Annotated in this window: 23 protein-coding genes and 3 pseudogenes; 15 read left to right on the top strand and 11 right to left on the bottom strand. The window is 67.6% G+C overall.

Annotation, left to right across the window (positions count from 1 at the left end; translation table 11 throughout):
* Positions 1 to 7: 7 nt before the first annotated feature.
* Together ACH492_RS38645 and ACH492_RS38640 are read right to left on the bottom strand one after the other, a co-directional pair.
* A complete protein-coding gene (locus ACH492_RS38645) occupies positions 8 to 610 on the bottom strand; it encodes a transposase (protein WP_398993911.1) in 603 nt (200 codons plus the stop codon).
* 225 nt (positions 611 to 835) lie between these two features.
* Positions 836 to 1,435, bottom strand: coding sequence for a TetR family transcriptional regulator (locus ACH492_RS38640; protein WP_398993909.1), 600 nt, complete (start codon positions 1,433 to 1,435; stop codon positions 836 to 838).
* 169 nt (positions 1,436 to 1,604) lie between these two features.
* Between ACH492_RS38640 and ACH492_RS38635 the strand changes: the two genes are divergently transcribed.
* From ACH492_RS38635 to ACH492_RS38600, 8 genes are all read left to right on the top strand, one after another.
* The gene (locus tag ACH492_RS38635) at positions 1,605 to 3,050 is read left to right on the top strand and encodes an FAD-dependent monooxygenase (protein ID WP_398993907.1); all 1,446 of its coding nucleotides are present in this window, start codon (positions 1,605 to 1,607) and stop codon (positions 3,048 to 3,050) included.
* 409 nt (positions 3,051 to 3,459) lie between these two features.
* Positions 3,460 to 3,966: a hypothetical protein gene (locus ACH492_RS38630; protein ID WP_398993905.1), complete on the top strand. Its 507-nt coding sequence runs from the start codon at positions 3,460 to 3,462 to the stop codon at positions 3,964 to 3,966.
* Between the two features lie 4 nt (positions 3,967 to 3,970).
* The gene (locus ACH492_RS38625) at positions 3,971 to 5,140 is read left to right on the top strand and encodes a hypothetical protein (protein ID WP_398993903.1); all 1,170 of its coding nucleotides are present in this window, start codon (positions 3,971 to 3,973) and stop codon (positions 5,138 to 5,140) included.
* A gap of 680 nt (positions 5,141 to 5,820) precedes the next feature.
* On the top strand, positions 5,821 to 6,357 hold the full coding sequence (locus tag ACH492_RS38620; RefSeq protein WP_398993901.1) for a dihydrofolate reductase family protein: 537 nt from the start codon (positions 5,821 to 5,823) through the stop codon (positions 6,355 to 6,357).
* A 28-nt stretch (positions 6,358 to 6,385) separates the two neighbouring features.
* Positions 6,386 to 7,228, top strand: a complete 843-nt coding sequence (locus ACH492_RS38615; RefSeq protein ID WP_398993899.1) for a tyrosine-type recombinase/integrase — start codon at positions 6,386 to 6,388, stop codon at positions 7,226 to 7,228.
* A complete protein-coding gene (locus ACH492_RS38610) occupies positions 7,225 to 7,404 on the top strand; it encodes a hypothetical protein (RefSeq protein ID WP_398993897.1) in 180 nt (59 codons plus the stop codon). The genes ACH492_RS38615 and ACH492_RS38610 overlap by 4 nt, the downstream gene beginning before the upstream one ends.
* A complete protein-coding gene (locus ACH492_RS38605; protein ID WP_398993917.1) occupies positions 7,386 to 7,643 on the top strand; it encodes a hypothetical protein in 258 nt (85 codons plus the stop codon). Before ACH492_RS38610 ends, ACH492_RS38605 begins: the two co-directional genes overlap by 19 nt.
* Entirely contained in the window at positions 7,595 to 7,750 is a 156-nt protein-coding gene (locus tag ACH492_RS38600) for a hypothetical protein (RefSeq protein WP_398993915.1), read from the top strand. Before ACH492_RS38605 ends, ACH492_RS38600 begins: the two co-directional genes overlap by 49 nt.
* 47 nt (positions 7,751 to 7,797) lie before the next feature.
* Here ACH492_RS38600 and ACH492_RS38595 read toward each other — a convergent pair whose 3' ends face one another.
* The 6 genes from ACH492_RS38595 to ACH492_RS38570 form a co-directional block, all read right to left on the bottom strand.
* Positions 7,798 to 8,166, bottom strand: coding sequence for a VOC family protein (locus tag ACH492_RS38595; protein WP_398993895.1), 369 nt, complete (start codon positions 8,164 to 8,166; stop codon positions 7,798 to 7,800).
* Between the two features lie 260 nt (positions 8,167 to 8,426).
* Positions 8,427 to 9,026 (bottom strand): TetR/AcrR family transcriptional regulator, encoded by a 600-nt coding sequence (locus tag ACH492_RS38590; RefSeq protein ID WP_398993893.1) that lies wholly within the window; start codon positions 9,024 to 9,026, stop codon positions 8,427 to 8,429.
* Positions 9,027 to 9,168: 142 nt separating this feature from the next.
* Positions 9,169 to 10,371, bottom strand: coding sequence for an alpha/beta hydrolase family protein (locus ACH492_RS38585; protein WP_398993891.1), 1,203 nt, complete (start codon positions 10,369 to 10,371; stop codon positions 9,169 to 9,171).
* Positions 10,371 to 11,207: an NmrA family NAD(P)-binding protein gene (locus ACH492_RS38580; protein ID WP_398993889.1), complete on the bottom strand. Its 837-nt coding sequence runs from the start codon at positions 11,205 to 11,207 to the stop codon at positions 10,371 to 10,373. The genes ACH492_RS38585 and ACH492_RS38580 overlap by 1 nt, the downstream gene beginning before the upstream one ends.
* On the bottom strand, positions 11,204 to 11,629 hold the full coding sequence (locus tag ACH492_RS38575) for a nuclear transport factor 2 family protein (protein WP_398993888.1): 426 nt from the start codon (positions 11,627 to 11,629) through the stop codon (positions 11,204 to 11,206). The genes ACH492_RS38580 and ACH492_RS38575 overlap by 4 nt, the downstream gene beginning before the upstream one ends.
* Positions 11,630 to 12,353: 724 nt before the next feature.
* Positions 12,354 to 12,806, bottom strand: a complete 453-nt coding sequence (locus ACH492_RS38570) for a nuclear transport factor 2 family protein (protein ID WP_398993887.1) — start codon at positions 12,804 to 12,806, stop codon at positions 12,354 to 12,356.
* Positions 12,807 to 12,979: 173 nt separating this feature from the next.
* On the opposite strand from ACH492_RS38570, the gene ACH492_RS38565 reads away from it, so the two are divergent.
* Positions 12,980 to 13,816, top strand: coding sequence for a helix-turn-helix domain-containing protein (locus ACH492_RS38565; RefSeq protein ID WP_398993885.1), 837 nt, complete (start codon positions 12,980 to 12,982; stop codon positions 13,814 to 13,816).
* 56 nt (positions 13,817 to 13,872) lie between these two features.
* Positions 13,873 to 14,217, top strand: a pseudogene (locus ACH492_RS38560) (IS1182 family transposase); the annotation flags it as partial.
* On the opposite strand, the gene ACH492_RS38555 reads toward ACH492_RS38560, so the two are convergent.
* On the bottom strand, positions 14,191 to 14,442 hold the full coding sequence (locus tag ACH492_RS38555) for a hypothetical protein (protein ID WP_398993883.1): 252 nt from the start codon (positions 14,440 to 14,442) through the stop codon (positions 14,191 to 14,193). The pseudogene ACH492_RS38560 and the gene ACH492_RS38555 sit on opposite strands and share 27 nt — an antisense overlap.
* A 409-nt stretch (positions 14,443 to 14,851) precedes the next feature.
* Between ACH492_RS38555 and ACH492_RS38550 the strand changes: the two genes are divergently transcribed.
* The 4 genes and pseudogenes from ACH492_RS38550 to phoU all read left to right on the top strand — a co-directional run bounded on the left by ACH492_RS38550 (position 14,852) and on the right by phoU (position 20,214).
* Positions 14,852 to 15,601, top strand: coding sequence for a transposase (locus ACH492_RS38550; RefSeq protein ID WP_398993881.1), 750 nt, complete (start codon positions 14,852 to 14,854; stop codon positions 15,599 to 15,601).
* 651 nt (positions 15,602 to 16,252) lie between these two features.
* Positions 16,253 to 17,515, top strand: a complete 1,263-nt coding sequence (locus ACH492_RS38545) for a cation:proton antiporter (protein WP_398993879.1) — start codon at positions 16,253 to 16,255, stop codon at positions 17,513 to 17,515.
* Positions 17,516 to 18,149: 634 nt separating this feature from the next.
* Positions 18,150 to 18,917: pseudogene (locus ACH492_RS38540) on the top strand (transposase); the annotation flags it as partial.
* Between the two features lie 622 nt (positions 18,918 to 19,539).
* A complete protein-coding gene (phoU, locus tag ACH492_RS38535) occupies positions 19,540 to 20,214 on the top strand; it encodes a phosphate signaling complex protein PhoU (protein ID WP_398993877.1) in 675 nt (224 codons plus the stop codon).
* Between the two features lie 718 nt (positions 20,215 to 20,932).
* Here phoU and ACH492_RS38530 read toward each other — a convergent pair.
* Positions 20,933 to 21,351: pseudogene (locus tag ACH492_RS38530) on the bottom strand (CBS domain-containing protein).
* A gap of 1,334 nt (positions 21,352 to 22,685) precedes the next feature.
* On the opposite strand from ACH492_RS38530, the gene ACH492_RS38525 reads away from it, so the two are divergent.
* A complete protein-coding gene (locus ACH492_RS38525; protein WP_398993875.1) occupies positions 22,686 to 23,102 on the top strand; it encodes a CBS domain-containing protein in 417 nt (138 codons plus the stop codon).
* 102 nt (positions 23,103 to 23,204) lie between these two features.
* On the opposite strand, the gene ACH492_RS38520 is transcribed toward ACH492_RS38525, so the two are convergent.
* Positions 23,205 to 23,555: a PRC-barrel domain containing protein gene (locus ACH492_RS38520; protein ID WP_398993873.1), complete on the bottom strand. Its 351-nt coding sequence runs from the start codon at positions 23,553 to 23,555 to the stop codon at positions 23,205 to 23,207.
* Between the last annotated feature and the right edge of the window lie 203 nt (positions 23,556 to 23,758).

The raw sequence follows: 23,758 nt of genomic DNA, 5'->3' as shown, positions 1-23,758 counted from the left end.
CGCGGGATCACCGGCCCGAGCTCGTCGGCGCAGACGACCGTCGCACCATCGGGCGGACTCGTGTAGAGGCCGATGATCCGCGTCCTTTTCCCTCAGAGTCCGGGTCCTTCGACCGTGTCCAGGAGCGGGTGCGGCGCCAGCGCACGCCCTCGGCCAGGAGAATCCTGCGGACCTGGGAGCGACCGACCTCGATCCCCAGCATGCGGGCCTGTTCGGCCAGGCCGTCCAACGTCCATTCCGGCGGCCCCGCCGCATCCTCGGCGACAAGTTCACCGTCGGCCCCCGTGGTCAGCCGCCCCGGCGGAGACCGCTTGACCAGACCAATGATCGTCGAGCGCTCGGCCTCGGTGATCCGCCGCTTGCGGCCCTGACCTCCCAGATCCTCCAGACCTTCCAGCCCCATCCGGTTGAAGCGGTGCAGCCAGCACCGCACCGTCTTCTGGCTGCAGCCCAACTCAGCGGCGATCGCAGGCACCCTCCGGCCGGACCAGCTCAACTCGACCATGCGGGCCCGCATCACCAGGTCCCGCGGCGCCTTCCGAGCCCGCGCCAGCCTGCAGACCACCGCCTGCTCGTTCTTGTCACGGCTCTGCCGTGCCCGTAACACCACCGACCAGCACCCGCCCCCGAGTACCCTAATCACCCCGCCACCAGGACATATACCCAACCAAAGCGGAATCCAGCACTAGGCGTGTCAGGGGCTCGGCGGGTTCTCGGCGCTCGGCTGGCCTCCTGGGCCCGGATTTCTCGGCGCCCGGCGGGTCTCATGTACTGGGCGGCCTTCCAGCGCCCTACCGGTCCCGTGGCCCCGGCGGATACGAGTGCTCGGCAAGCCTCATGGACTCGGCGCGGTCAGGTACCGCTGGATCGTCGGTGCCAGCCATGCCACGATCTCCGCCCGCGCCAGCCCCACCGCCGGTGGCATTCCCAGCACGTACCGCGTGAGCGCCAGCCCCAGCAGCTGCGACGCCATGAGTGCCGCCCGTGCCGGGACCTGCTCGGGGTCGGGGCACACCTGCCGGGCGACCGGCAGCAGCTGGTCCCGCAGGATGCCCTGCATGCGCTCCGCCCCGGCCTGGTTGGTCACGCCGACCCGCAGCAGGGCGGTAAGGACCTCGTTGTTCTCCCACATGTCGAGGAAGTGCTCGACGAGGATCCGCCCCGCGTCCTGCCGGCGGTCCGCCCCGCTCACGTCCGGCAGCCGCAGGTCGATGGCGACGGCCGCCGCGAAGAGGCCCTCCTTGTTGCGGTAGTACCGCATCACCATCGACGGATCGATGTTCGCGTCCTTGGCGATGGCGCGGATGGTGGCTCGCTCGTAGCCGTCGGTCGCGAAGCGCTCGCGGGCCGCCGCGAGGATCGCGCCGCGAGTGGCGTCGGAGCGGCGGGGGGCGCCGGAGCCGGGAACCGTGGAGGTGCTGTCGCTGCCGTTCATGCCAACAAGCGTAGGCCAACGGACGTAGGTCAACAAGTGTTCGCCAACAGTTGTTTGCCAACGACTGTTGACATCGTCCTTGGCGCCTCGCTATCGTCGTCAACGAGCGTTGGCCAACAGTTGTTGGCAATAGGCGATGGCAAGCAAGCGTTGGCAACAGGAGGCCACCATGAACGGCACCGCCACCCACCGCACCGTGATCGTCGTCGGCTCCGGCCCCACCGGCCTCCTCCTCGCCGGTGACCTCGCCACAGCCGGCGTCACCGTGACCCTCGTCGAGAAGCGGCCGCGCAAGATCAGCAACCTCTCCCGCGCCTTCGGGGTGCACGCCCGCACCCTGGAGCAGCTCGACGCCCGCGGCCTCGCCGACGAACTCCTCACCACCGGCGACACCATCACCGGCCTGCGGCTCTTCCGCCGCCTCTCCCTCGATCTGAGCACGCTGCCCTCGCGTTTCCCGTTCCTGCTCATCACCCCGCAGTACGAGGTCGAGCGGCTCCTGGAGCGGCGGGCCCGGGAGGCTGGGGTCGAGTTCGCGTACGAGAGCGAGGTCGTGGGGCTGCGGCAGGACGACGAGGGGGTCGACCTCGACGTGCGCGGCGCGGACGGTGCGGTCGTCACCCGCCGGGCGGCCTATGTCGTCGGCGCCGACGGTCACCGGAGCGCCGTGCGGGAGGCGATCGGCCTGGACTTCCCCGGTGTCTCCGTCATCAAGTCGCTGATCTTGGCCGATGTCCGGCTGGCCGAGAAGCCTGAGGGCGTCCTCACCGTCAACGGCCGCGGCGACGCCTTCGCGATGATCGCCTCCTTCGGCGACGGCTGGTACCGGGTCATGGGCTGGAACCGCCGCAACGAGGTCTCCGACGACGCCCCGCTCGACCTCGACGAGGTCAAGGAGATCACCCGCCGTGCCCTGGGCGCCGACTACGGCATGCACGACGCCCGCTGGCTCTCCCGTTTCCACAGTGACGAGCGCCAGGCACCGCACTACCGGGTCGGGCGGGTCTTCCTCGCCGGGGACGCCGCGCACATCCACTCCCCGGCCGGCGGGCAGGGCATGAACACCGGCCTCCAGGACGCCGTCAACCTGAGCTGGAAGCTCGCCGCGGCCGTCCAGGGCCGGGCGCCCGAAGGGCTCCTCGACAGCTACGAGGCCGAGCGCCACCCGGTCGGCAGGGCGGTGCTGCGCAGCAGTGGCGGACTGGTCCGGCTGGCCCGCGCGCGGAATCCGCTGCTGCGTGCCGCCCGCGCCCTTGTCTCCGCGTTCGTCGACATGGCCCCGCCCGTCCAGCGCAAGGCCCTGGGTCAGATCACCGGGATCGGCTACGCCTACCCCGCCCCCCGCGGCGCCCACCGCCTCACCGGCACCCGCGTCCCCGACGTCGCCCTGAAGGACGGCCGGCTCTACGAGGCGCTGCGCGGCGGCCGGTTCGTGCTGATCACGCCCGGGACGTACGAAGGCCCCGGTGTCCGTGAGGGGTGGCTGACCGTGGAGCGCTGGGCGGGCGACCGCCGGACGACCGTCCTGGTACGGCCCGACGGATACGTGGCCTGGGCGGCGGAGGGTGCGGACGCGGCCGGGATCGAGGAGGCGGTGGCCCGGTATCTGGGCTAGGCCCTCTCGGCTGGATCATCCCGGCGTCGCGGGGTCAGGGCGGTCGAGAGGCGAGTCATCTCGACGGTCACACTGTGTGATCGTCAAGGCTGTTCAGGATTCACATCGGCAAGTCGCACGACGACCTCCACGACGCTATCGAGGGGCAGGAGCCCGTGGAGCTGGAACGGCATCCGGCTGCGGGTGACAGTGGGACGCGAACGCCTCTGATGAGGGCGTGCGTCGGCTTCCAGTCCCCGACACCCGCGTTGACGGGGACGTCACCCCCATAGCTCATCAAGAGGCGCACCACGCGCGCTTTCCGGTTCTGATGGAACCAAATAGATATCTTTGGTGCGAGGTATACATGAGGCCGGGTAGCGAGGAGCGCTTCTCACATCACGGGCGCGTGGGCGATCAGCCTGCGGAGATGGCTGTCCAGTTTCCTTCGACGGCGTCAGTTGGGGAAGTGGCCGCAAACATATCTCCCGGTCAGTGGGCAGTGATTGTGGATGAGGGTGGCAGGCCAACTGGGGCCGTGCTTCCTGTGACGCTGTCGGGCTATCCGCAAGATCGCCCGCTTACGTCGATTTTGTCTGAGTTGCCACCGACCGTCATCGCTCCCGCCGAAGCGCCTGTGGGTCTGTTGGCCAGTTCCTGGATGATCGAGGAACTGGAACCCGACTCGCCTGTCATCGTGGCTTACCCGGACCACCTCAGCGTATGGAGCGGTCCGGCTCTGCACAGGGCATTGGCATCTCTTGCAGGAGAGGCGGAACTGTACGGTGACGAAGATATCGATGATCTCGCCAAGAGCTGCGAGTACCGCGAGGATGACAGCATCTGCACGCACCGGGAACACTTCGTCGCTCGACCGACCGAAATGCCCGAGTGTCCGAATCCCGAATGCCTGAGCGACCACGATTTTACGTGGTGAAGTAATGTTCGGCACCCTCGTCGACAAGGCCACTGGTTGGCTGTCCAGTGAACTGATCACAACGATCCTGCTGCCTGTGCTGGCGTTTGGCGCCGGGCTCGGGGCACTCATCGCCACAGAAGTCGGCTGGGCGGAGGTCGACAACTGGTGGAAGAGCCTGACCGGTCTTCGACAGGTGCTCGTTTGTGGTGGCGCGGTCACCGCGCTGCTGATCGCTTCATGGCTTGTCGAGATTACCCTCCCCCTGATCATCCGGGCTTACGAGGGCTACAGGCCGTCGTGGATGGCGCGTCCTGGCGTGCGGTTCCAGACATGGCGGAAGCAGAGGCTGGAGTTCAAACTCAACCTACGGAAACGCCCCTCTGGGCTCCTCTGGCGTTATATGAAACGGGAAGAAGAAATCGAGAAGCGCAATCGCAAGTATGCGCGCTACTATCGGACGTTTCCGCTCGTCGGCTCTGTGCTGCCAACACGACTTGGCAATGTGATGCGTGCTGCCGAGCGCTACCCCAACCATCGCTACGGCGTGGACGGGGTGTACTTCTGGCCTCGGCTGTACGGCCTGCTCCCCGATGCACTCCTTACTCCGCTCGGTGCCGCGCGCAACAGCATCGAGCGGATGCTCGTCCTCTCGTCACTCTCAGCCCTCTTCGCGGTAGTCGCCGCAGTGTTCGCCTTCCTGACAGTCCCATTGGAGGCGTGGCTGCCGTGCGTGGGTGGCGCGATCCTGCTGAGCTTCCTGGCCTACCGGGCGGCGGTCTCGGCAGCCGTCGGATATGGGGAACTCATCCGAGCCGCCTACGACACTCACCGGCGGGAACTCTGGGCGAAAGTTGGGTGGGAAACGCAGGAGGCGTTCGACAAGGAGCGCGCGTCCTGGAGGCGAGTGAGCCAAGTCCTCTATCGCGGGGAAACAGACACTGCCCAGCCCACGATCTCTCTCCCCAGGAAGCCGCAGAATGGTGGGACCGCGTCCAAGGCCCCGCAACAAATCGTCGCCTCCGAACCTACAGAGTGGCCGGATGGCCATTCCGTCCCGAAGCGTTATTGGACAGTGGGCGCAACCGGCCTGGTGCTCGGAGGGCTCATTGGTGCACTGGGAGTGAGGCGCGTTCTCGAGCGCTGTTCCAAGTTGTCGGCATACCTGCCGTCGTCCGCACGACGGCGACGCTGACCAGAACTGCGATGAAGAGCCACAATGAGCATCTGATCGACGGGGACCAAAGGTTCCGGGTGCAGCGGAAGATCCTGACCCTGTCCATCCAACGCGCGCCCAATCCCAGGCAGAGCCGATCCAGGGAACGGCACTGGGGCGCGTGGGAGTGCCCGTTCCCGGGCTCAGCAGACAACGCCGGGTGCCGACACGGATGTTCACCGCTACGGACAGCGAGCATTGCTCACAGAACGCCGGACTTGCGCCTCGACTGCATCCTCAGCCGACAGTGCGCATCGAGTCGCGGACCCTGCAGCTGCTGTTGCGTCGGCTGATCATTAGCAGAACCATCCGCCGAGACGTCTTCGTTGGTCACTGTGAGTAGCGGGCCGGCGGGCTTGGAAACTTGGTATCCATGGTCGTGAAGCGGTGCAGGTAGTCATGTACGCCCCAGTCGAACTCCGCCAGGTCGAACCCGACGGCACCGCGCCCCATGACGTTCTGGTCCTGCAGGGTCAGCAGCGCCGCGAAGCGGAAGTCCCAGTCCTCGGAGGCGAGATCCGGACACGGCCAGCATCAGCACGTCGATGAACACCGCGGTGGCGCCATTGGACAGGTCCAGGTCGTGGCTACCGCCGGAGAAGATGTTGCTCACCGACCTATGATGCGATCCCGGCCCTCCACCTGCTTGGAGAAGACGCATGACGGATGCGAGCACCGGCAAAGTGGTCGTGAACAGGGTGATGTCCCTCGATGGGTTCATCGCCGGTCCCGGCCACACGATGGACTGGATCTTCGAGCACATGACGTCGGCGACGTTCCCGGAGGTCATGGCGGCCACGGGCGCCATGCTCATCGGCCGGGGCACGTACGAGGTCGGCAAGCGCATGTCCGACGAGAACACCGACTACGACGGCGGGGCGCAGTTCGTCCTCACCCACCGCCCGCCCGACGAGCCGGACCCCAACGTCACCTTCCTCACCTGCGACATCGAGGAAGCCGTGGCCACGGCATGCCGCGCCGCCGGCGACAAGAACCTGGAGATCCTCGGCGCCGACGTGGCCGCCCAGTGCCTGCAGCGCGGCCTCGTCGACGAGATCCTGGTGTACGTACTGCCGGTGCTGCTCGGCGACGGCGTCCGCTTCGCGCCGCCGGGCCTCGACCGGATCGACCTGGAACCGTTCAGCAACGTCCAGTCGGGCGGGGTCACCATGCTGCGCTTCCACGTGCGCAAGTAGGCACGGTCGCAACTACTAGCCTGCTGTCATGGCCCCCATCCCGTGGGGCAAGTTCCCCACGCTCGCTGAACATCAACTGGCCCGACGGTGGCTGCAGTTCATGGCGAACATCGGTCGGGCTTCCAACACGATCGACGCGTACGGGCGGGCGGTCGAGGACCACCTGCGGTTCTGTGCAGTTGAAGGCACAGATCCCGTACTGGCCGGTGCGGACACGGTTGCCGCCTGGATCGGGGACATGCTCGACCGTCCCCGCCAGCGATCAGCGAAGGCGCCACTGCATCCGGAGACGGGACTGGCGAACGTGACCGTCCAGCAACGTGTGGTGGCCGTGCGGTCCTTCTACGAGTACCTGGTGGAAGACGGGCTGCGCGAACGGAATCCCGTACGTCGAGGGCAGTCGAGCCGCCGTGGCCGTCCTCCTCGGCAGGGGCTCGTGCGGCGCCTCGAGCAGGCACCTTGGATCCCCAACGAGGACGTCTGGCAGCGGATCCTCTTTGCGTGCGCCGAGCAGTCACTACGCAACAGGCTCATGGTCACGCTCGCCTATGACGGTGCCTTGCGCCGAGAGGAGTTGGTCCAACTCGATGTCGGGGACTTCGAGCACGCGCACCGCCTGATCCATCTGCGGGCAGAGACGGCCAAGTTCCAGAGGGCCAGGGAAGTCGCCTTCGGCGTCACCTCGTCTCAGCTGTTCTTGGCCTACCTCAACGAACGACGCGGCATGTTCGGCCGTATCGACGGACCGCTCTTCCGATCCGCCTCCAACCGCAACTACGGCAAGCCGCTGGGGCCTTCCACCTGGTCAAAGGCCGTCGAAGGCATCGCCCGCAGGGCTGGTGCCGCACGGCTGTCCACAGGATCGCGGTGATCGTCCTGGCCGTGCTGCGGCACGACCAGCGCCTGGCCGACATGGCCGGCGGCAACGACATCTCCGCCACCACCGTGCGCCGCTGGCGCGACGAGCTGATCCACCTACCGGCAAGGCGAACCGCCCGAACTACTCCGGCAAACACCACCGCCACCGCCTGCACGTCCTCGCGCTGACCGACGGGCGGGGCCGTCTGATGTGGATATCGGCCGCCCGGCCCGGCCGCACCCACGACATCACCGCCGCCCGCCGCGACCGCATCCTGGCCCACCTGCGTGCTGCCAGCCTCGGCGCCCTGGTCGTCACCGGCTTCAAGGCCACCCGCGCACCCGCAGGCTCGCATCCGCCGAGAAGGAGGCCAACCGGATCCCGGCCGCCGGACGCGTCCCCGTCGAACGCGGCTTTGCCCACCTGAAGAACTGGCGGATCCTCACCAAGCTCCGTGCTGACCCCGCCCGCGCCACCCACCTGTTTGGCGCGCTGCTCGTCCTGACGAACACCGCGGCCACTACCGACAATTGATCTCTACCGCGGTAGCCCACGACCAGCACAAGCACCGCGGAACAGCGTCACCGGACCGGGATCGGCTGAGTGAGGTTCACCGGGTTGCCGTCGGGGTCCCGGATGTGGGCGACGCGCTGTCCCCACGGCATGTCGTTGGGGCCGCTGCGGGCCGAGCCGCCCAGCGCCACCACCCGGCCGAGCGTCTCGTCGACGTCGTCGACACCGATGCTGAGCAGGATCCGCGACCCCGCCCCAGTCCCCGGGTTCGCCTTGGCCACCAGCCCGAGGTCGGTGTCGCCGATGCGCAAGCCGAGGTAGAAGGCCGGGCCTTCCGCCGGTACCCGGAAGATCTCCTCAGCGCCGAACAATTTCGTATAGAAGCCGAGCAGAACGTCCTGGTCGGCAGTAATGATCACTGGCTGGATGGTGGACATGGCACTCCTGTCGAGAACGGTCGTGTCGCTGGGTAGACCGTTCGAGGACGGTGAACTCATCGGCAAACCACCCCGCCGGACGATCTACAACACAGACTGCCGCCCACGACCAGCACGAGCACCCCGAAACGAGGTCACGCCACCCCGCTGACCAGCCACTTCAAGATGGCGGAGCTTCAGTGAAAGCCACCTAGTTGGACTCCGTCAGGGTCTCAACCGGTTGCTTGCAAGAGATCTTGGGGATCTCGCGGGCCACGGCCTCATTGCTCGTGCTGGGTGGCGTCGGAGCTGTTGCCTAGGACTTTATCGATGTAGGCCGCGAGCGAGGCCCGCAGGCATTCGGGGGCCGTCTTCTGATCGTTGATCAGGTGCACCACAAGGTCGGCTCGGATGGCGGCCAGCAGTGCGTGGGCGGTGAATTCTGCGTCGTGGACGCCGGGCACTTGATCCAGTGCCACGCGTAGGGTTTCGTGCCACCAGCCGTAGTGCGCGGCCTGGTACGGGTTGCTGAGTCCGGCGTCCTCTGCGGCCGACATCAGCTGCAAGTTCTCGATCTTGAAGCGCAGTGAGGCGTCGAGGAGGTCCCTCACCCGCTGCCGCGGTGAGGACCGGCCTACGTCCTGCGCTTCCTGCACGGCTTGTTGCAGGGGTTCGAGGCGGGCGGCGATCACGGCTCCGATCAAGCCTGCCCGGTCGCCGAAGCGACGGAAGAGGGTGCCCTTGCCCACACCCGCGGCCGCGGCGATGTCGTCCATCGACACGCTGTGGGGGCTGCTGCTGTCAGCGAAGAGGGCGTCGGCGGCAGCCAGGACGGATTCTCGGTTGCGCAGGGCGTCCGCGCGCTCCGTGCGCTGGGCCACGGGTCCTCCTTGGTCTTCAGGCCGTCCCGGAGAACCGGGACGAGGGGCGTCGTATTCGGTGGTCTGGGTGTGTGGTTCGCACCCGGCGGCACTTCCCCAAGGGTAGTGGCGGCAGCCGGGCGATCCGCGTGACGCGAACAGGTCAGATCGTGTCGTCGAGCCAGTCAAAGATGCGCGCTACCGCCAGACGGAGGGCGCCCGGGTGGCAATGGGCGTCGCCGCCTTCCTCCTCGGTGAAGCTCAGGAGCTTTTTCGGTGCGGTGACGTACCGGTAGAGCTTGCGCGGATCGGATTCCTCGGTGACGGAGTAGAACAGGTCGGCGGTCGCCTCGCACACGAGCACGGGGCAGGTGATCTTCTCCGCGCTCCCGTCCTTGAAGCTGTAGCGGGCGTACTCGGCCAGGAACTCCCGGTCGGTCGAGGTTCCCGTGACGTAGCGGCCATGGTCGCAGGCCCAGCGCACGATCGGGCTCTGCGCACGAACGTCGGCGATCATACGGTCCATCTCCTCGTCGTGCTCGGCTGCCGCGCGCCGGACCGCTTCGTCGTGCGGCAGCGGGAGGTGCGCGGTCACAGCGGAGACGGCGTCGAAGACACCGTCGACGGCCACGACGGCTGCCAGGCGCGGCTCATAGGCCGCCGCACGGGGCGCGAGATAGCCGCCGAGGCTGACGCCGAGCAGCGCGATACGGACCGGATCGACGCCCGGGTCCAGGATGAGGAAGTCCAGGACGGGGCCGACCACGTTCTCCCAGTCCGGCCGGAAGGTCCGCCCGTCCAGGTGGATGGCCGCGGGCTGCCCGGGGCCGTCGAACGTCAGGACGTGGTAGCCGCGTTCCTGTCCGCCGATGGCACCAAAAAAGTGCAGTTCCTCCGCTGCGCCGTCGAATCCGTTGTGCATCACCACTGCCGGCTTTGGGCCCTTGCCCGCAGCCCGGTAGAAGTAGCCGCGCAGCACGGTGTCCTCGTAGGGGATCTCCACGGGCGTGACGTCGGGGAAGTGGGCGATGGCGTCGCGGAAGCAGGCGACACTGCGCTCGTAGGCGTGGTCGATGCGCGGGTCGTCGGGGTTGCCGTGCAGGAAGAACTCGGCCGCCCGGTAGTAAGTGGAGGCGCGCAGCAGTCCGTCGCGTGCGCTGATGGGGTGGCTTGCGCGGGCCTCGGTCTCCAGGCGCTCGGCGGTGGCCCGCCAGGCGTCGTGCCAGCCGTCGTAGTCGCCGGGGGTGACGCGGGAGGCGGTGGCGATGACTTCGCCAATGTCCGACCCGCCGTAGACGGCGAGGCCTAGGTTGCGCAGGGTCTCGAACCAGAACGGTGGGTCGTCCTGGAACATCAACTGCTTCATCACACCTCCCTTTCAACGAAGGCGCGGAGAGTGCCCGGAGGGCGGCCGGTGATGCGCTGGACGGTGTCCGACGTGCGGTCCTCGGCCCCATCGGCGATGGCGCGGTCCATGCCGGCCAGCAGGCTGGCGAACTCCAGCGGTATCTCGGCCGCCCAACGGTCGCGCAGCTGTTCAAACGTCAGATGCCGGTGCACCACGGGCCAACCGGTTGCCTCGGTGATGATCGCGGCGACATCGTCGTAGCTCAGCGTCTGCGGCCCGGTGAGGATCAGGTCGGTGTTGGGGGCCTGTTCGTCGGTCAAGGCGTGTACGGCGACGGCGGCGATGTCCTCTGCGTCGATGAACCCGACGCGGCCGTCTCCCGCAGCGGTCAGGATGGCGCCGTCCTCGCGAATGCTGCGCGCGTGGGGAGTGGAGCCGGTGAAGTTCTGCATGAACCAGGAGGGCCGCAGCACCGCCCACTGCTCGAACAGGCGGGGCAAAGCCTGGTGGACCTGTCCCACCGCCGGACCGCCGGCGGGGATCGCCGATGAGCTGAGTAGCACGGCGCGGTGCACGCCTGCTGCGTAGGCCTGGCGGAGGAAGGGCAGCATGACCTCGGCCGGGGCCGAGGCGCCGATGGGCGGGATGAGGTAGACGCGGTCGGCGCCGTCGAGGGCCTCGCCGTAGGTCGCTGGCTCGTTCCAGTCGAAGCGGACAGTCTGTGTGCCCTCGACCGGGGTGGCACTCCGGCTGGCGGCCTTGACACGGTAGCGCTTGGCGATCAGTCCGGCCGCGACGCGGCGGCCGGTGGTGCCGGTGGCCCCGATGACCAGCGTTGCGGCGGGGGTATTCATCGGTTCGCTCCTGCGAAGTCGGCGCCGGGCTGCTGGACGGCGAGGGGGTTCCAGTAGTCGCGGTACGACGTGATGCGCCCATTCTTGACGGTGACCACAGCGATGTAGGACATGTCGAAGGGGCTGTCCGTCTCCACCAGGCGGCCGACTCCGCGCATCTCGACCACGATTGCCTCGGGGGCGGTGGTCTGGTGGATCTTCACGTCGGGGAAGTCGTGGACATCGACGTGGTCGGGGTAGTGGCGCATGTACTCCGCGACGGCCTGCCGGCCCTGCAGCCGCTCGGGCCAGCCCTGGGGGGCGAAGGGGAACTCGAGGACGCCGTCCTCGTCCCACAGGTCCACCCAGGCGGGGATGTTCTTCTCCAGCAGCAGTTGCAGACCGTGGCGGTACAGCTCCGCAGGCGTCATGGGCATTGTCATGATCAAGGTTCCGTCCTACTTGAAGGCGCATCGATCCTGGCGCGTCGGGTTACGGCCTCTCGTCACGAGATGTGCGGTATCTCCAGTGATGGCGATTCTCATGACGGGGCACCCCACACAAATACGGACCGTCAGTCCGCTTGGAAGGATCATACGGACCGCCGGTCCACTTTGTAAACCCGAGTGCGGCCGGTACTACAACCAGCCGTTCAGCGGCCTGCTGGGCAACTCCGCGACCTCGCGAATCGGGGACCGGGCAACCGCGGTGAAACAGACTCCTTGGCCGCGGCCGCTGATTTGGCAGGTGCGTCAGGGGGACCTGGGCGACACGTAGCTCGACACGACTATCAAGATGGTGCCGTGCCCCCCCGGACGCGAAGGGCTTCGGCGTGTTCCCGCGCAGATAGGTATGAGAACGATCTTGGTCGTGGTGATGCGCGCCCGACTGCACTGCCAGGACCACGAAGGAATGCCCGCGGTCAGCGAATCGCTGATCACGTGGGCCGCGATCACGCTCATGACCCGGCGGCTCACCCGTCGCAAGGCCTGTCCCGCCGACCGGGGCCGTCCGGGTTCTCAGGGCAGGGGCCTGCATCGCCAATACTGCGTTTCTTCGCGGCGACGATGGCGCCGTGTGGCTGTGCTGTTTCTCAGCCATGCCTGCCAACAGGGGCACGCCCGGAACTGTGATTTCCGGGCGTGCCCCTGCTGATCAGTGTGTGGGTCAGCCTCCCTGGGCGGCTGCTTCGGCTTCGGAGTTCTCGATGCCGAGGTTGGCGTAGGCGACGGGGTTGGCGTACTCCCAGACCTTGACGACCTTCCCGTCCTGGACGTCGATGCGGAAGATGTAGACGTTGTTGTAGACGAGCTTCTCCGCGGTGGACAGGATGTCGCCGTTGGCCTGCAAGAAGACCGAGCGGGCGTCTTCGCTGACGGTCCACACCTTGTCGAGGAACGCGACGTGGTCGAACTTCGCCGCGACAGACTCGATGTAGCCCAGCACGCTCTGCGGGCTGTCAAAGACGTACCAGGGCTCAGGGGTGCCCTCGATCGACAGCGGGATGGTGAAGGTGGCGGTGGGCGCGAGCAGGTCTGCGACAGCGTCGCGGTCGCGGCCCTCGAAAGCGGTGATGAAGCCCTTCGCAGTGTCGAGGGCCTTCTGGTGGGTGGTGTCCATGATGACTGCCGTTCTCTACATAGGGCGCGGGGCGCATTCGGTCCGTCCGAAGCGCCGTGCTCCGACCCGGCAACCACCACGCTAGGCTCGCCGGACACCGTGTGCCTGGCACGTGCTGTGCCTGGGCCTGCTAGTACCACCCACATCTGCGGCACGCGAAGCACACTGGGGGCATGACCTCCCAGCCCCATGAGTTCGCCCAGCTTCTGCACGCCTGGCGCGACCGCGTCCAGCCGGGCGACCTGGGCCTGCCAACAGGCGGGCCGCGCCGGGTGCCCGGGCTGCGCCGCGAAGAGCTTGCCGCGTTCTCCAACCTCTCGGTCGACTACATCGTGCGCCTGGAGCAAGGACGGGCGGAACCCTCTGCCAGCACGGTGGCGGCTCTTGGCCGCGCCCTGCAGCTCTCTTCGGCCGAGCTCAGCCACCTCTACCGGCTCGCTGGCCATCTGCCGCCCTCGGACCTGGTCGTCCCCTCCCACATCTCCCCGGGCGTCCAGCGGCTGCTCACCCGCCTCGCCGACACCCCGATCGCGGTGTACGACGCCGCATGGACCCTCCTGACCGGCAACGAGCTGTGGACCGCGGTCTTCGGCCACACACCCGCCGGACGACAGGGAAACGTCGCCTGGACAGCCTTCACCCGCTCAAACCCCGCCATCCTGGTCGAACAGGAAGAACTCGAACGCTTCCAACAGGCCCTGGTCGCCGACCTCCGCATCACCCGCGGCCGCTACCCCCACGACCCCTTCCTGCAACAGCTCGTGACCGACTTGACCGACACCAGCACCCTGTTCGCCACGCTGTGGGACCAAGGCACAGCCAAACCTTTCACAGCGGAACGCAAAACCATCCACCACCCCACCGTCGGACAGCTGCACCTGGACTGCGACGTCCTCACCGCCGCCGACAACGACCTGCGCATCGTCGCCTACACCGCACCGCCCGCCTCCGACACCGCCAACAAACTCCAGCTCCTAGCCGTCGTAGGCCACACCACCCCCGCACGCTGAGCTTGACTCTGTCGGGGATCTTGGGGTTTCCCAGTGCGGCTGCATGATCAACGGGCATGCTCGGGCTGTTCCGAAGATCGATACATGCCGAGGTGTCTGTTGTCGCTCCGTCTCGTTCCGGTGAGCAAGTTCCGTCTCTGACCGCGCAGATCGCGCGGGCGAGCAAGCCGGGCGGTACGACGGCGATGTGGGTGAGAGACCGCCTTGACGGGTTGTGGCATGAGGAGGACTTCGCCGCTGGTATCCGCGTGACGGGCGGCCGGGCCTCTCGCCCGTCCAGCTGGCCACTGTCTGTGTGCTGCAGTTCCTGCTCGGTCTGTCGGACCGGCAGGCTGCGCTGCCGCATCGACTTCAAATACGCCCTGGCCCTGGAGCTAGACGGCCCCGGCTTCCACCACAGCGTGCTGGCCGACTTCCGCGAACGCCTCGCGCAGGACGACCGGGCCGATCGTCTCCTGGACCTCGGGCTGGCCCGCCTCAAGGAGGCCGGGCTGGTGCGTGAACGCACCACGCAGCGCACTGATTCCATCCATGTCCTGGCTGCGGTACGCGACTTGACCCGGCTGGAGCTGGTCGCCGAGGCGGTGCGGGCCGCACTGGAAGAGCTCGCCGACACCGTTCCGCATCTGCTGGATGGGCGCTGGTCGACCAGGAGTGGGAGCGCCGCTACGGCCGCCCTGTCCGGCTGGGCAAGAACCCCACCCGGCCCAAGACCAGGATTCTCGCCACCGGCGAGGACGCCATGCGGCTGCTCGAGCAGCTCCGCCGGCTTGGAGCAGGTCGCGCGTTCGGCCCCCCGGTCCAGGCCCTGCGGCAGATCATGGTGCAGAACTACTACCGCGACGCGGCGGGCCGCCTGCGCTGGCGGACCGCCGACGACGGCGGGCTGCCGACGACGGCGGGCTGCCGCCCTCCTCCTCAGCGATCGTCTCCCCCTACGACCCCACGGCCCGCTACGCCCGCCGCGGGCAGATCACCCGCTGGAAGGGCTTCCTCACGCACCTCACCGAGACCTGCACTTCCGACGGCACCAACGTGATCACGGACGTGGCCACCACCCCGGCCACCACATACGACGCCCAGGCCCTGCCCGGCATCCACACCCGCCTGGCCCGCCGCGGGCTGCTGCCCGCCGAGCACCTGGTCGACGGCGGCTACACATCCCTGGTCCACCTGGAACAGGCCGCCCAGAAACACCAGGTCAGGGTCACCGGACCGCTGCCGGGCAACCCCACCCGCCAGCATCGCAAGAACGAAGGCTTCGGCCGCGACGACTTCCACATCGACTTCGACCGCCAGCAGGTGACCTGCCCCAACGGCCAGGTCAGCAAGGGGTGGCACGGCCCCTACCCGACGTCCTCACCCACCGCGGCCCCGCTGATCGTGGCACGCTTCACCAAGAGCCGGTGCCGCCCGTGCCCGGTCCGCACCCGCTGCACCGCCACCTCCGACAGCGCCCGCACCGTGGGCTTTCCTCCGCGTGAACTGCGCGACCTGCAACTCCGCGTCCGCGCCGAGCAGCAGACACCCGACTGGCAGGCCCGCTATGCGATTCGCTCCGGAGTGGAAGGCACCGTCAGCGAATTCGCTCATGGACACGGCATGCGCCACTGCCGCTACCGGGGACAGTCCAAGGCCCACCTGCAGCACATCCTCACGGCCATCGCCGTGAACATCGAGCGCCTGAGCGCTCTGACGGCCACTAGCGAAGCACCCCCGCCCAGGCCGCCGACCGCCTTCCAGGACTTCCTGGATCAGCACGGGATCCCTCGTCGGAAGTCCTGACGGACCGCCAGCGACTGACCTTGACGGCTACAAGATCCCCGACAGAATCAAGCTGAGCGGTCCGCACCGTCCGACGGGTCTTGATCGCTCCCTGCGGGCGGCCAGGAGCAAAAGGGTAAGTGGGGCCGTGACTCGGAAGTCCAGCGGCTCCTCGACCAACTCATCGCGGCCCTGCCCGCCGAGGGCTGACCCCTCGGACGGGCTGACTCGGTCCGCGGTTGGTACGCAAGACTGGCGTGCCCCTGGCGTAACGTCGCGTCGTCCGCCTGGGGGCTAGAGGATCACTGCCGTCACAGCATTGCACTGGATTCGGCCACACAACAGGGTCGTGACTGGAACAAGGTGTTCGCCATCACAGCCCAGAAATGGCGGGAAGGCGAGCCGGCCCGAGTACTGGACTTCACGCCGAGCCGTAGAAGGCCGCGTCCGTGGACGCTCGGGTGCTTCGGAGGCTGGCTGACGAGCTGGCCGGCCGTTGTGCAGGTTCAGGCAGCCGCGCGATGGAGCTGCGAGAGGGGTTTAACCCTGCTGACCCGTAGGGGCCGCCGCCTGCACGAACGTGCAGACGCCTCCGTGGGGGGATGGTCGCGTAAGTGGCTGTGAGCCGAGCTGACCGGAGGTAGAGGGCATTGTTCTGCGAAAATCTTGCAGATGATGTTCTCTGACGTCGTGTATGCCGCCTTGGGAGGAGGCGCTCTGGCCGCGGCTGTGCTGCCACGGCTGGTGTTCCGCCGTCCTTTGTCGATGCCGATGGTGTTCTTGGCCGCCGGCGCGGCTGTGGCGCTCTTGCCGCTGCCGCTGCCCGTGGTGGATCCGGTGCAAGACCGTCTGTGGGTGGAGCACGCGACGGAGGTCTGCCTGATCGTTTCGCTCATGGGTGCGGGTCTGGCACTCAACCGTCCCTTCGGCTTGGGCCGGTGGGCAGGGCCATGGCGTTTGCTGGGCCTGGCGATGCCGCTCACGATCGCCACGACCGGCCTGCTTGCCGTCGTTCTGCTGGACTGGCCGCCGGCTGCCGCGCTGCTGGTTGCGGCCGTGCTCGCTCCCACCGATCCGGTCCTCGCCGCGGAGGTACGAGTCGGGGAACCCGCTGATTCCGAGCGCGACGACGACGAGGTGCGCTTCACCCTGACCGCAGAGGCGGGACTCAACGACGGCCTGGCGTTCCCCTTTGTCCTGGCCGCCGTCGCCATGGCCGCTGCATCCGGCGGCGGCTGGTCCGCCGACTGGATCGGCCCGTGGGTCCTGGGCGACCTGCTGGCCAAGACCGCGATCGGCATCGTCGCCGGCCTGGTGACCGGGCGTCTTCTGGGATGGATGTTCTTTCGCGCCAAGCCTTCCGCCGTCCGGCTCTCCGAACACCTGGAAGGATTCGTGGCCCTGGGAGCAACCTTCGTCTCCTACGGCATCGCGGAAATCGCGCACGGGTACGGCTTCCTGGCAGTGTTCGTCACGGCTTGCTCCGTACGGGCCGCCGAACGCAGCCACGGCTACCACAAAGTGCTGCACGAGTTCACCGAGCAGATCGAGCGACTGCTGACCGCGTTCCTCCTGTTCCTGCTGGGCGGCTACCTCGTCAAGAGCGGCTTTGACCACCTCACCTGGCCCGCCCCCCTCTTTGGACTTCTACTGGTCCTGGCCGTCCGTCCGGTCACCGCATGGGTGTCACAGATTGGCCTGTCGACCGGACCGCGGGAGAAAATTGTCACCTCCGCATTCGGCGTCCGCGGTATCGGGTCGCTGTTCTATCTGGCCTACGCCCTGGGGCACAACGACTTCAACGGCCTCGCCGATCAGATGTGGTCGCTGATCGCCTTCACCGTCCTCGTGTCGGTCGTCGTGCACGGGATCACGGCGACCCCTGTCATCACCCGCCTGGACCGGCTGCGCCGCACGTCCAGGAAGCCACCGTGAAGCGGTGGATCCGTTCGCGCGCCAGCGGCCCGGACGGCGCTCCGCTGCTGGTGACGGAGAGAGCCAACTGGCGCCGGTGAAGGACGAAGGAGTTGAGGACCCTCGGCATTGGACCGTGCACCAGCCCGCCCTGGCCGTGGGGGGCCGCGGGTGTGTCGTGGATGGCCGGGAAGGAGCCGGCTGCAACTACTCCGGCCCCCCAACAGTCCTGCGGTGTGTGACCTCGAACCTGCGGCGCCGGGCCGAACGGCGCTGCCTACGCCTTTGGCCCCTCGGCACCGTCTTTGTTTTTCGCCCGGTGGGACCTGCTTGGCGCCCAGGCTCTCAAAGCCCGACGGCCTGGCGTTCCCCTTTGTCCTGGCCGCCGTCGCCATGGCCGCTGCATCCGGCGGCGGCTGGTCCGCCGACCTATTGGCCAAGATGTCAAGACCGCGATCGGCATCGTCGCCCGCCTGGTGATGGCGCGTTCTGGGATGGATGTTCTTTCGCGCCAACCTGATGAGGTCCTCGGCTAGCTACTTGCCCCTGAAGAAGTCGGGGCTGTCAGTGGTGTGACGCTCTGGGGAGAGCTGGTGCGGGCGGTCGGTGGGCCGGGACAGTTGACGCGGGTCTTCGGCCGCCGGGGGTGGTGGCGATGTTGCGTGTCGCGGGAGTGCCGGACACGTGGTGGGAAGTGCTGCCGGAGCAAGCACAACAGTTGCCCGCCGAGCTGGCCAGGATCGATGCGTTCTTGGACGACGAACGGTTCATCGTTCCGTGGCGGACGGTGTTCGCCGAGCGGCTGGGGCGCCCCTCGGTCCCGGTCGAAACGCTCTTGCGTCTGCTCTACCTCAAGCACCGCTACCAGCTCGGCTACGAAACGTTGTGCCGCGAGGTGGCCGACTCGCTCAGCTGGCGGCGGTTCTGCCGGATCCCGCTGACCTCCCCGGTGCCGCACCCCACCACGCTGATCAAACTGGTTCGCCGCAGTGGCCCGCAGACCGTGGAACACCTCAACGCCGCGCTGCTGGGCAAGCTGGTCGAGGACAAGCTGCTGCGGTCCCGCAAGCTGCGCATCGACACCACCGTGGTCGAGGCCGATATCGACCACCCCACGGATGCCGATCTGCTGGAGCACTGGGTGCGCAAGCTGGGCAGGCTGGTGCGGCGGATCAAGGCCGCGGGCGCGGCCGGGCGCACCCGTTTCCGGGACCGCAGCCGGTCAGCCGGCCGCCGCCTGAAGGAGATCTCCCGCACCCTGCGGCGCCGCACCGGCCAGGCCATGGGAGAGATCGACCGGCTTACCGGCGAGATTGCCACCGTGGCCCGCGCGACACTTCGGGAGGTGACCGCAGTGGAGCGCAACGCCCGTCGGACACTGGGCAAACGGCCGTCAGGACGGCTCGCGCATGTGCTGGGGGAGCCGTGCGGTCATAGACGTGGAGCCCGTCACCGGATGACAGCGATCTCCGGAAGAGGCTGCTGCCATGCACCCAGATCCGCAACGAGAACCCGGCGGGCCAACCGCCGGGCCAGAGCCCATCCCTCATCGGTGGACAGCGCATCTTTTGTCCATCGATCAGCGTTCTCTCCACCGCTCATCCCGCTAAGGATCACATCGATCTCCTGCAGGTCGGCCACGACTCCGCGGTCGAGTCGCCCCTCGGCCACCCGGGCCTCGGCCATGCGGAAGGCGTGATCGAAGTCCAGGGCGATCTCGTCCGTCATCACGCCATGCTTGTCCAGCCAGGCCACCTGGGTCTGGGCATCAGCCGCCAGCACGGTCAGCGACTCGATCAACAGGCGCCGACGGAACGAAGGATCAGGACTCTCCACACGACGATCGTCGCACGCGCCCAGTTCTCCCGAGCGCACAGGCGAACATTCGGCTGAGCACGTTCATCTGTACTTACTTGAGCACTTTCGCAAGTACGCCGACATCCGCGTCGGTGGGATAGCAGCGGGCAGCCGCTGCGACGGGCGCAAAGTGTGCGCGTCTGGCATCGGGTGGAGACTGGTGACGCGGGACTGGGCGGTGAGGACCTATGCGAGCGGCTTATCACGAGGAGCTGGCGTCGATCAGAGACAGCCTCGTGGAAATGGCACACCTGGCCGGTTCCGCCATGGGCCGGGCCACCAGCGCTCTACTCGATGCGGATCTGCAGCTCGCGGAGAGCGTGATCTCGGCCGATGTCCAGGTCGATGCTCTTCAGCGGGATCTGGAACACCGGGCGATCGCACTGCTCGCGCGGCAGCAGCCAGTCGCCACAGATCTCCGTGTCGTGGTCACCTCACTGCGCATGAGCGCGGATCTTGAGCGCTGTGGTGATCTTGCCCAGCACGTGGCCAAGCTGGCCCGGCTTCGCCATCCCGAACATGCGGTGCCCCGCGATCTGCGCCGCACCATTTTGGAGATGGGCCAGCTTGCACAGCGCCTGATGGCGCAGGCCGCCGAAGTGCTCATCACCCAGGATGTCGACGCGGCGCTGCAGCTGGAGAAGGACGACGACCGTATGGACGAGCTGCACCGCATGATCTTTCAGCGCCTGATGGACGACCGGTGGCAGCATGGGGTGGAAACGGCCGTGGACGTCACGTTGGTCGGCCGCTATTACGAGCGTTTCGCCGACCATGCCGTCTCGGTGGCCCGCCGCGTGGTCTACCTGGTCACGGGCCAGTACGCGGACGAACTGGCCAAGGACCTGCCCGAGCCTGCGTAACCACGCCGAGCCCCCGGACAGCAGCGTCGGGGGAATTGCGGGACGCAGTTGAGCGGCCGCAGACGTGGAAAGGCCGGAGTCCATGGCTCCCTGCCCCACCGGGAAACTCCCCGCGTCGAACATTCACCGTCGCCGCCTTGGATGCTCAGGGCAGCATCCTTGTGATCTCGAAGGTGTACGCCTCCTCGCCAAGAATCCTATGGAGGGCGCGATCAGCCTGGCCCGGGCTTTGTATAGCCCCTCGGGCGCCTGGACCACTGGGCAACCGTTCCGCAGGAAGGACCACCTCATAGGGCTCGCCCACCCTGAAGTCCGCCAGCAACACCTCACGCCTGGCAATCTCCGTGCCCCCCTTCCACCATCCGTGCACGACCTTCAGACCACGACGGCGTCACCTGTTACCCGGAACGTCAGCACAGCCCGGCATTCCGCACCAAGAGGCTGCTGTCCGGAACAGCAACTACGGGGGCAAGCTGCGTGCGCGGTGAGCGTTTTTCCGCTCGGGCACGGAGTCCACCGTCCTCCGTGCCCGAGCTCCGCCACCCTCACCGCGCGGCCGCTCAGCCGCACCCCCACGAGTCCCCCTGACGACTGGGACGAAACCCGTCAGCCACGATCAAGAGACCTGAGCGTTCACGCGGCCGTCGCTGTCCGCGCCTCCTGGACAGCGGCGGCCGGGCTGTCCCGGAGATGTGTACGCCAGGGCGCCCCAGGCGTTTCACTGGTTGGCTTCGGCCGAGCTGATGTCGCCCAGTGGGGAGCCGGAGTCGCGTTCGACGGCGAGGTCGCCGAGGGAGACGATGCCCACCGGACGGCCGTTCTCGATGACCGGAGCCGGCGTACTGCCCGTTGCCTCATCAGCTGCACGGCGCGGTCGATGTCGTCGTCGGGTGAAGCGGAGACCAGGTCGGCGCTGCAGGCCGCCGACACGGTGGTGTCGTTGATGTTCTTCCCGTCGGCAAGGACCCGCAGCACCAGGTCCCGGTCGGTGACCAGACCGCGCAACTGTTCGTCCTCCACGACGAGGACCGCCCCGATGTCTTCCTCACGCATCCGCCGGGCGACCTCGGTCACTGACGTCTGCGGTCCCACCGCGGCGGGAGTTCCCGTCATGATCTCGCGAACATGCTGAGCCATTGTTCCACCCTTGATCGGCAAGGAAATCCGGCCCGCACAGCGAGCCCGCTGGTCGGGTACCCCCACCACGCAATCCACGCCCCGAAAAATGGAAGCCGCCGCCAGAAGGCCCGCTGTGAGCGGAAAGCCCAGCAGGCCCGGCCCGACGGAGGGGAGCCGGGGCCTTCAGCACGGGAGAGAACCTGGAGGAGCCACCGCTCCCGCGTTCCGCGGACACTACAGATCCCTGGATGACTGACCACAGGCAGCCGCGGGTTTGCGACGAACAATGATGCTGCGAAGCCCAGGGCACTCCTGATGCCCAATCAGGTGCCGCCTGCGTCCTGGTCATGAGGCCCACGCCGCTGATGGCGGCTTGGGACACCGTTCCGCGACGCCTGCCGTTCGCGGTAGGCGCGCACCCGGCGCCGCGGCGAGCAGCACCAGGGACGGCGGTCGAGGGGAAAGCCATGCTGATTCGCCCGACGTCGAGATCAGGGCGCCGCTTCCAGGACACCGAAAAGTACGGTGCGCAGGCTTTGCAACTGACGAGCCGTGGAGAGTAGGCCCAGGCCGTGCTCGTGGACCTGGCCTGGACAGTGGACGTCGGTGCCTGCGTCGACCTTCACGTCTCCGCCGGACCCCTCCATGCGCAGGCGTGGCATGGGCACCGGCCCGTCGCAGCCCTGGGAGGAATGTGCGGCACGGCGGGCGAGCCCACAGGCAGGGTGGCTCCCGTTGGGGTGCTAGCCCGCTCGAATATCCTGCTGCCCGCTCGGCCCCCACTGACCGCAGCACACCAGCACCGGACCACCGGGGCCCCGAAAAGCGCAAAGAGACTCACTCAGGGGAACTCGCGCACTACGACACACACCACCGCGGCGATAACGGTGGCCACGGCGATGCCGATTCCCCCGGCGCGTCCGCCCCGCGACGTCAGCCGGACTGTTACGTGTTGGCGCTTGGCGACAGCGCTCTCGTGGTCGGGCCAGGGCTGGCGCCAATAGGCCGCCAGCAAGGCCGGACCTGCCGCGGCGTCATCACGGTGAACATCCATGCGCTGCCCAACGAGTGACAAAAGGTTCAGAAACATTCTCTCGGGGGCGGGGGCACCGTCAGCCCGCCGTTCACAGCTTCGAGCCGGATCTCCAGGACACCGCTGGTTCCGACGGTGCGGGTGGCTTCGTCGCAGGTGCAGCACCATTCACCGTGGGATAGGACCGCCTCATGGATGACGTGCCGAAGGCCGAGCACCTCCCGCAGCCGGACATCTGCGATCTGTGCCACCAAGCCATCGCGGGTAGCTTCAGCGGCGTGGCCAGGACCTGTAGGTGAGGAAGAAGGAGTGCTGCCGGATGACGACCGCGCGAGAGGTCATGACGGCGGGCGCCGAGTGCATCGGCGCCCAGGAGACGGTGCTCGAGGCCGCGAAGAAGATGACCGAGCTGGGGGTGGGTGCGCTGCCGATCTGCGGCACGGACGAGAGGCTCAAGGGCATGCTCACCGACCGCGACATTGTGGTGAAGGTTCTCGGGGTGGGCAAGGATCCGGCCGAGGCGAAGGCCGGTGACCTCGCCCAGGGCAAGGCGGTCACCATCGGGGCCGATGATGATGCCGAGGAGATCCTGCGCACCATGAGTGAGCACAAGGTCCGGCGTCTGCCCGTCATCGACGGGCACATTCTGGTCGGCATGGTCGCCCAGGCCGACATCGCCCGTGCCCTACCGGACCCGAAGGTCGGTGATCTCCTCCAGGCGTTGTCCACCGACTGATCGGCCCGTGTGCGCGCGAGGGGCGGCAAGACGCCCCGGTAGCACGGGGCGTCGGGGACTCCCTCCTGCGGATGGAGTCCCCTGCCCCGGGGTTCACTCCTGCTACATGTGCGGCTGGCCGTAGTAGCGGCCGAACTGCTCCAGGTAGCTGGGCTCGCCGGCGTGCTTGCCCTCGTCGAATTCGGGAGCGTCTTTGATCTGGTCTTTGGTCCGGCTGACGTAGACGGTTTCTGCGGCCGTGTCGATGCGCTCGATGATCCCGGCGGGCAGCAGTACGCGTTTGCCGAAGATCCACACTCCGGTATCGACCACGAGGTAGGAGGACCCGACGCCTTCGGAATGCTTGTCGATCTTGCCGATGTGGCCGTCGCTGGCCTCGACCCTGTAACCGACGAGGTCGATCCCCTTCTGGTATCCCGCGGCCGGTTGATAGCCCCAGATGTCTTCGCTCACAGCTGTGCCTCTCGGTGCATGACAGATAGGAGAATCCGCCGCTCGTCGCCGAACGTACGTCCGCAGTACCGGATCTGCCACTCGGCCAGTGCGCAGCCGTCGGCCCTCCCGTGGGGAGGCCGGGAGGGACGGCGCGGCCCGGCCCAGGTGGCAGCACACGGGCGGGGCCAGGGGTGGGGCGCCTCCGCCGGGGGGACTGGAGG

Origin of the sequence: Streptomyces sp. NPDC019443, assembly GCF_044389785.1 — a bacterium.
GTDB lineage: Bacteria > Actinomycetota > Actinomycetes > Streptomycetales > Streptomycetaceae > Streptomyces.
Note: the sequence above shows the minus strand (reverse complement) of the source record. Positions and strands in the feature narration are given on the sequence as shown.